Annotated in this window: 9 protein-coding genes; 3 read left to right on the forward strand and 6 right to left on the reverse strand. The window is 73.8% G+C overall.

Going from position 1 to position 7,158, the window contains the following annotated elements:
- Positions 1-39: 39 nt before the first annotated feature.
- Genes ACH4T9_RS27075 through ACH4T9_RS27090 form a run of 4 tightly spaced genes read right to left on the reverse strand, consistent with a single transcriptional unit; the run spans position 40 to position 3,494 of the window.
- Positions 40-1,284 (reverse strand): metallophosphoesterase, encoded by a 1,245-nt coding sequence (locus ACH4T9_RS27075; protein WP_396671894.1) that lies wholly within the window; start codon positions 1,282-1,284, stop codon positions 40-42.
- 10 nt (positions 1,285-1,294) lie between these two features.
- Entirely contained in the window at positions 1,295-1,570 is a 276-nt protein-coding gene (locus ACH4T9_RS27080; protein ID WP_396671895.1) for a MoaD/ThiS family protein, read from the reverse strand.
- Positions 1,567-2,580 carry a GTP 3',8-cyclase MoaA gene (gene moaA, locus ACH4T9_RS27085; protein ID WP_396671896.1) on the reverse strand — a complete coding sequence of 338 codons (1,014 nt, stop codon included), beginning with the start codon at positions 2,578-2,580 and terminating at the stop codon, positions 1,567-1,569. Before moaA ends, ACH4T9_RS27080 begins: the two co-directional genes overlap by 4 nt.
- A complete protein-coding gene (locus tag ACH4T9_RS27090) occupies positions 2,577-3,494 on the reverse strand; it encodes a fructosamine kinase family protein (protein ID WP_396671897.1) in 918 nt (305 codons plus the stop codon). The genes moaA and ACH4T9_RS27090 overlap by 4 nt, the downstream gene beginning before the upstream one ends.
- A 286-nt stretch (positions 3,495-3,780) precedes the next feature.
- On the opposite strand from ACH4T9_RS27090, the gene ACH4T9_RS27095 reads away from it, so the two are divergent.
- A complete protein-coding gene (locus tag ACH4T9_RS27095) occupies positions 3,781-4,818 on the forward strand; it encodes a DUF4192 domain-containing protein (RefSeq protein WP_396671898.1) in 1,038 nt (345 codons plus the stop codon).
- Positions 4,819-5,046: 228 nt separating this feature from the next.
- Here the strand turns inward: ACH4T9_RS27095 and ACH4T9_RS27100 are convergent, their stop codons facing one another.
- Together ACH4T9_RS27100 and ACH4T9_RS27105 are read right to left on the reverse strand one after the other, a co-directional pair.
- Positions 5,047-5,793: a helix-turn-helix domain-containing protein gene (locus ACH4T9_RS27100; protein ID WP_396671899.1), complete on the reverse strand. Its 747-nt coding sequence runs from the start codon at positions 5,791-5,793 to the stop codon at positions 5,047-5,049.
- Between the two features lie 225 nt (positions 5,794-6,018).
- Entirely contained in the window at positions 6,019-6,231 is a 213-nt protein-coding gene (locus tag ACH4T9_RS27105) for a hypothetical protein (protein ID WP_396671900.1), read from the reverse strand.
- Between the two features lie 249 nt (positions 6,232-6,480).
- Between ACH4T9_RS27105 and ACH4T9_RS27110 the strand changes: the two genes are divergently transcribed.
- Positions 6,481-6,615, forward strand: a complete 135-nt coding sequence (locus ACH4T9_RS27110) for a hypothetical protein (protein ID WP_396671901.1) — start codon at positions 6,481-6,483, stop codon at positions 6,613-6,615.
- The gene (locus ACH4T9_RS27115) at positions 6,615-6,866 is read left to right on the forward strand and encodes a flavin reductase (RefSeq protein WP_396671902.1); all 252 of its coding nucleotides are present in this window, start codon (positions 6,615-6,617) and stop codon (positions 6,864-6,866) included. The genes ACH4T9_RS27110 and ACH4T9_RS27115 overlap by 1 nt, the downstream gene beginning before the upstream one ends.
- Positions 6,867-7,158: the final 292 nt, after the last annotated feature.

A 7,158-nucleotide genomic window follows, 5' to 3' on the forward strand; every position in this document is an offset into this window, starting at 1 on the left:
ACCCCGGCCGCAGCCCGCTAAGTGTGCGCCAGCCCCGGGTCAGGGGGTGCGGAGTTCCACCAGGGTGACCTGGGGGTCCGCGCCGACGCGGACCGGGGGGCCCCAGAAGCCCGCGCCGTTGGTCACGTACACCTTCGTGCCGTCGACCTCGCCGAGGCCGGAGACCACCGGCTGTTCGAGCTTCACCAGCAGGTTGAACGGCACGATCTGACCGCCGTGGGTGTGCCCGGACAGTTGCAGGTCGACGCCGAACTTCGCCGCCTCGACGGCCGCCACCGGCTGGTGGGCGAGCAGCACCACGGGGCGGCCCGGGTCCCGGTCGCCGAGCGCGGCGGTGAAGTCGGCGGGGGCGGCCAGCCCGGTGCCGGCGGCGCTGACGTCGTTCACCCCGGCCAGGTCCAGCACCCCGCCCGGGGTCCGGATCTCCTGCCGGGTGTTCTGGAGCACCCGCAGGCCGAGCCGGTCCACCTCCTGCACCCACTCCTCCACGCCGGAGTAGTACTCGTGGTTGCCGGTGACGAAAAAGTTGCCGTACCGGGAGCGCAGGTCGCGCAGCGGCGCCGCCGCCTCGCCCAGTTCGGCGACCGAGCCGTCGACCAGGTCGCCGACGACCGCGACCAGGTCGGCGTCCAGCCGGTTGATCATTGCAACGATCCGCTCGGTGTGCGCCCGGCCGCGCAGCGGCCCGAGGTGGATGTCCGAGACGGTGGCGATGCGCAGCCCGTCCATCCCGCGCGGCAGCTTCGCCAGCGGGATCCGCACCCGGTCCAGGCGCGGCGGGCCCATCGCGTTGCGTACCCCGTAGCCGGTGACCCCGACGGCCGTGAGGCCCGCGAAGATCGCCGCGCCGCGGGCCAGCAGCAGCCGGCGGTCCGGATCGTGGTCGGGCTGGTCGACGGCCGCGGCGGCCGGCGGTTCCGCCCCGCCGGACGCGCCCACCAGCACCGGCTCGGGCGCGGCGGCGGCCGGCTCGGCGGCGACCACCCGGCGGCGCAGCGCCAGCCGGGCGACCAGCATCGGCACTTCCAACACCAGCAGCACGACCAGCAGGTAGAACATCACCGCGAGCCACAGGTAGCCCGGCCAGGCCAGCCAGAACAGTCCGGCCCGGGTGCCGATCATCGTGGCCGGGACGAGCAGTGCCAGCACCAGCGCGGAGAAGGCCCCGATCCGCCGCCACCGCCCCGGGCCGGTGGTGTCCTTGACCAGCCGCTTCCACAGGTAGAAGTGGAGCAGACCGACGACGAGCGTCGCGAAGCCCACGAACGCCAGGGTCGCCAACACGTGAGCCTCCTCAGCCGCCCGCGAACGGAGGCAGTACGTCGATTGTCGTCCCGGCCGGCAGCGGTGCCTGACGATCATGACAGGTCACGCCATCGACCAGGAAACTCGCCGCGGTCAGCACGGCGGCGAGCCGTACGCCGTGCCGCTCGGCCAGCTCACCGGCGAGTTCGTCCAGGGACCGCCCGGCGGGCGCGGTCTCCTCGGGGGTGCCGGCGGCGGCCCGCGCGCCGGCGAAGTAGCGGACGGTGAGCTGCCCGGTCGTGGGATCGGAACCGTTCACCGTCACCCGCCGATCGCGGACATCGGCCGGGCCGGCTGGAGGAAGGCCGGGTCGTCGATGCCGTGCCCGGCCCGCTTGCCCCACATCGCGGTGCGCCAGCGCCGGGCCAACTCGTCGTCGTCCGCCCCGGCCCGCAGCGCCGCGCGCAGGTCGGACTCCTCGGTGGCGAAGAGGCAGGCGCGGACCTGACCGTCGGCGGTGAGCCGGGTGCGGTCGCAGTCGCCGCAGAACGGGCGGGTCACGCTGCCGATCACCCCGACCCGACCCGGGCCGCCGTCGACCAGCCAGGTCTCGGCCGGCGCGGCGCCCCGCTCCGCAGGGTCCGGGGTCAGGTCGAACCCGGTACGCAGCGCGGCGAGGATCTCGTCGGCGGTGACCATGGTCGCCCGGTCCCAACCGTGCTGGGCGTCCAGCGGCATCTGCTCGATGAACCGCAGCTCGTAGCCCTCGGTCAGGGCGAAGCGGAGCAGCGCGGGGGCCTCGTCGTCGTTGATCCCGCGCATCAGCACGGTATTGATCTTGACCGGGCTGAGCCCGGCGGCGACCGCCCCGGTCAGCCCGGCGAGCACGTCCGCGAGCCGGTCCCGCCGGGTCAGCCGGGCGAACCGGCCGGCGTCGAGGGTGTCCAGCGACACGTTCACCCGGTCCAGCCCGGCGGCCCGCAGGGCGGGGGCCAGCCGGTCCAGCCCGAGGCCGTTCGTGGTCAGCGAGATGCGGGGCCGGGGCTCCAGCGCGGCCACCGCCGCGACGATGTCGACCAGGCCGGGACGGATCAGCGGCTCCCCGCCGGTGAACCGCACCTCGGCCACCCCGAGGTGCCGCACGGCCAGCCGGACCAGCCGGATGATCTCGTCGTCGGTCAGCAACTGGGGGCCGGCCAGCCAGGACAGCCCTTCGGCCGGCATGCAGTACGTACAGCGCAGGTTGCACTTGTCGGTCAGCGAAACGCGCAGGTCCCGGGCGACGCGGCCGTACCGGTCGGCGAGGACGCCTTCGGTCGGTGGGGCGACGGTCACCCCTCGACCGTAGCGCGCCCGGCCTGACGCAGCGCGGCGCGGGCGGCATCGCCGACCGCCTCGCGATACGCCCCGCCGAACAGGGCGGCGTGTACCAGCAGCAGGTGGAGTTGGTGCAGCGGCACCCGCTCGGGCCACCCGTCGGCCAGTGGCCAGGACTCCCGGTAGGCGCCGATGATCCGGTCGTGGTGCGGCGGCCCGCCGAACAGCGCCAACTGGGCCAGGTCGGTCTCCCGGTGCCCGCCGTGCGCCGCCGGATCGACCAGCCAAGCCCGTCCGTCGGTCCCCCAGAGCACGTTGCCCGACCACAGGTCGCCGTGCACCCGGGCCGGCGGCTCGTCCCCGCCGAACTCGCCGATCCGGTCGAGGACCGCCTCCACCAGCGCGGCCTCGACGCCGGTGAGCGCGCCGCCGTCGACCGACATCCGCAGGTACGGGGCGAGCCGCCGACGCGCGAACCAGTCCGGCCACGGGCCCGGGTCCGGCGTGTTGTCCTGGGGAAGCGCGGCGATGAAGCCGGGCCACTCCGCGCCGAACGCGGCGGCCCCGGCGCGGTGCGTCGCGGCCAGTTCGCGGCCGAACCGCTCGGCGACCTCGGGCGTCGGCTCGCCGGCCTCCACCCAGTCGAGCGCCAGCAGCTCCGGCAGCGCCACCACCACCTCCGGTACGGGGACCCCGCCGGCCTCCCGCAGCCAGCGCAGCCCGGCCGCCTCGGCGGCGAAGAAGCCCTCCGGCACCGGCCGGCCGGCCCGCTCCTCCGGCCACGTCTTGGCGAAGACGGAGTGCCCGTCGTCCAGGGTCAGCCGGGACGCCGCGCAGACGTCCCCGCCGGCGACCGGCGTCTCCCGGATCCGCTGGTGGGTGAGGAAGGTCGGCAGGTGCTCCGGATGCGCCCGCAGGTACGCCAGGTCCATGACCGCAAGGTATCCGCTCGGGGCGCTTCTCGTGGGGGTCTCGGGTGTGGGCCAGCCTCAGCGGGGCGTGCCGCTCGGCGGCCGGGCTTGCCGACCAGCAGCCGCAGCCGGCCCGGCGACGGGCCCTCGCCGGCCGTTGCCGGGCCCTCGCCGGCCGTTGCCGGGCCCTCGCCGGCGCAACGGTGATCGGGGCTGAGCTGCGCCGCTACTCTCCGTAGCTGTGGACAACCCGCGTGTCGTCCACAGGGCCTGTCGAGACGCTCGGACGCGGCCGAGGCTGCCTCCCATGGCCCGTACCGACCGCCCTCGGCTCACCGTCCGTTCGCCCGCCGACCTCATCGCGGCCGTGCCGTACCTGCTCGGGTTCCATCCCGCCGACAGCGTGGTGGTGGTCGCGATGCGGGGCCGGCGGATCGTCTTCGCCGCCCGGGCGGACCTGCCCGGACCGGGCGACGACCCGCTCGACCCGGCCACCCACCTGGCCGGCGTCATCGCCCGGCAGGGTGCCGAGTCCGCCACCGTGCTCGGCTATGGCGACGCCTCCCGGGTCACCCCGGCCGTCGACGCGGTACGCGGGTCGCTGGCCGCCGCCGAGCTGACCGTGCTGGACGCCCTGCGGGTCACCGACGGCCGCTACTGGTCCTACCTGTGCGACGAGCCGGCCTGCTGCCCGCCCGAGGGCACCCCGTACGACACCGGGGCCAGCGAGGTCAGCGCGGCGGCGGTCTTCGCCGGTCAGGTGGCCCTGCCCGACCGGGCGGCCCTGACCACGCAGGTGGCCCCGTTCGGCGGCCCGGCCCGGGTGGCGATGGGCCGGGCGGTCGACCGCGCCGAACGCCGGCTGGCGGCCATGATGGTCGGGGCACCCGAGGCCGACCTGCTCGGCGGTCGGACGCTGCGCCACGCCGGCGTGGATGCGGTCCGCGCAGCCCTGCGCCGGTGCCGGCGGGGCGAGCGACTAACCGACGACGAGGTGGCCTGGCTGACCCTGCTCCTCACCCACCTACCGGTCCGCGACCACGCCTGGGAACGCACCGACGGGCGGGAGCGGGACCTCGCCCTCTGGACCGACATCCTGCGCCGCGCCGAGCGGGACCTGATCGCCGCTCCGGGCTCCCTGCTGGCCTTCGCCGCCTGGCGGGCCGGGCAGGGGGCACTCGCGGCGGTGGCGCTGGAACGGGTGCTGGAGGCGCACCCGGACTACTCGCTCGCACTGCTCCTCGACGACCTGCTGCGCCGAGGGGTGCCCCCGTCCCAGCTCGACGGCTGGCCGACGACAGGCCCGCCGGGCGTGCTTCGCCGGCAACGCCGTCGACGCGGCTGACGAGCAGGTTGGCCGGGGGTGTTGGCGTGGTGCTTCCGGGTTCCCCTCCTGGTCCTCTTTCGCCGTACGCTGAGTCCAACCTGCGAACTGCCCAGCAGCGCCAGCCAGGAGTTGATCTCTAGCGCCGCAGGTCAGGAAGGCTGCTCCCCGCGTACGCGGGGGTGATCCGCTTCAAGGCGCCTCGATTCGCATCGGGCATACCTGCTCCCAGGGCTCTCGTGCGGTTGGTCAGGCTTGCTCGGGCTGTGCTGGCCGGGCGTCTGCCCAAAGCGCCTCAAAGTGCTCCACATACCGGTCAAACGGACCGCCAACCTCGCGACGGCGAAGGTGCAGCGTCACTGAGTCCTGGCCCAGCCCCGCCCCGATATGCGTAGCGATGATGGCTTCGTCGTCGAACACCCAGACGGACATCCCGACGTGCCGATCAGACATTCGTACCGGCAGAGCGGTCGGCGACTTCGCGATCTCTGCCTGCGACATCGCGATTCGTGTCGCGAGGGTCAGCGGCGTCGCCTCGACGCGTTCGCGGCCGGTGGTGACAGGACTTGCCGGGTCACCGAGCAGGAACCGTACGTCCGCGCCCTCGTGGGCCTTCGAGCCCAGCGTGGCGGCGGCTTTGGGCACCTCAAGCCACACGAAATAGCTCGTGTAGCCCCCGAACCACAATCGTGACTTCGACCGCTCGATCAACTCCCGGAAGAGGGTGCGCGGTAGATCGGACCGACGGGCGTAGACGCCGACTAGCTCACGGTCGGATCCGATCTTGACCGCACGACGCACAACTTCAGGCCACAGCACGCTCACATTTTTACCCAGCACCTCGGCGGCACGCACCCGCGAACGTGGATGAGGAATGCGGCCTCGGCTGATCCAGCGCTCCACGGTCTTAGCGTCTACATCGCACTTGGCGGCGAGGTCGCCAACAGTCAGCCCTGCCGACATGAGCGCCTCGCGTAACGCGTCGTTCCTCGGCATCACCAGGGACCTTTTCCTAGACGTCCCCTGATGGTCGCACGCCGGCGGTGCAACCGTCCGTGACTTCTTGAAAGCGTTCCGTTTAGGACAGTGTGGCCGGTGGAGGAGTTGCCCGGCGGTCGCGTTCGTCGAGGGGGCCGTCCCGGTCCTTCCCCCGTGTGACGAGCGGACGGCCCCCTCTCCAGTCTCGACGGAAAGGAGAATCATGTCGCACCGAGGAGGGCGTCACCGGCCCCGGCGGGGTCGGCACTGCGCGTGCCAGGTCTGCCGGGCGTGCCGGGCCGCGAAGCCGCAGCGCGATCCCGCGCCAGCCGATCCGAAGCCCGCGCCGAGGCCGGCTCCGCCGCCCCGGGACCCGGTCCCGTACGACCCGCCGCTGGTCGGCCCGATGATCCCGCCGTACCGGGGGCCGTGCAACGACACGACCACGCGGGTCATCTGGGACCTGGCTGGCGAACTGCCCACCCCGGCGCGGTTGACGCGCGGGAACCGAGGCCGGCGGTGAGGTACCGCAGCCACCGGACACCCGCCATCGGGCGTACCCGCGCGGCGGACCTGGCGGAGCACTGCTCGCACGGGCCCGCGTGGACCTGCCGGCGCTGCGGGAGACCGTTTCCCTGCCCTGCCTGGACGGAGTGCCCGATCGGCAACCAACTCCGGACCGCGCTGCTCCCGGGGTTCCTGCGGATGGCGCAGCAGGCCGTTCGTGATCTCCGTGGGTGGCCGGGCGGTCCGACGCCCCCGGAGATCGTCCAGCGCTTCCTGTGGTTCGTGCCGCTGACCGACGACGAGGCGCGGGCGATCGCGCTGCGGGTGCGCTGATGTCGCGCGCCGCCCGCCCGCACCTGCCGCTCCGCCCGATCTGGCTGTGCTGCGTCTGCGGCCACCCGTGGCCGTGCGGCGAGGCGCGGCTGTCGCTGCTGGTCGAGTACCGGGACAACCGGACCGCCCTGCTGATCTACCTGGCGACACTGAAGGAGGAGGCGACCGTGCACCTGACCGAGTTGACCTCCGGCCGACCGCCGAGTGACCTGACCGATCGCTTCATCTACTGGGCACGTGCTCGCGGATAGCGCCTCTTGATCGAGGGCCGTACCCGTTGCGATCGGCGATTTCGAGGCGAAGCTCGCACGACTTCATGATCGTCTGCGCTTTAGTGAGACGACACGCCGAGGAGATTCTCCTTTTTCGACAGACGATCATGGGGCACCGCCCGACTGGTGAGGGGCACGGTCGACCGCCCCGTGCGGGGGGGGGGGGGGGGGGGCGGGGGGGGGGGGGGGCGGGCCCCCCCCCCCCCCCCGGCCCCCGGGGCGACCCCGGCCCCCCCCCCCGCCCCCGCAAGGAAACGTGGCCGGGGGCGCC

This window comes from Micromonospora sp. NPDC020750 (genome assembly GCF_044334565.1).
GTDB lineage: Bacteria > Actinomycetota > Actinomycetes > Mycobacteriales > Micromonosporaceae > Micromonospora.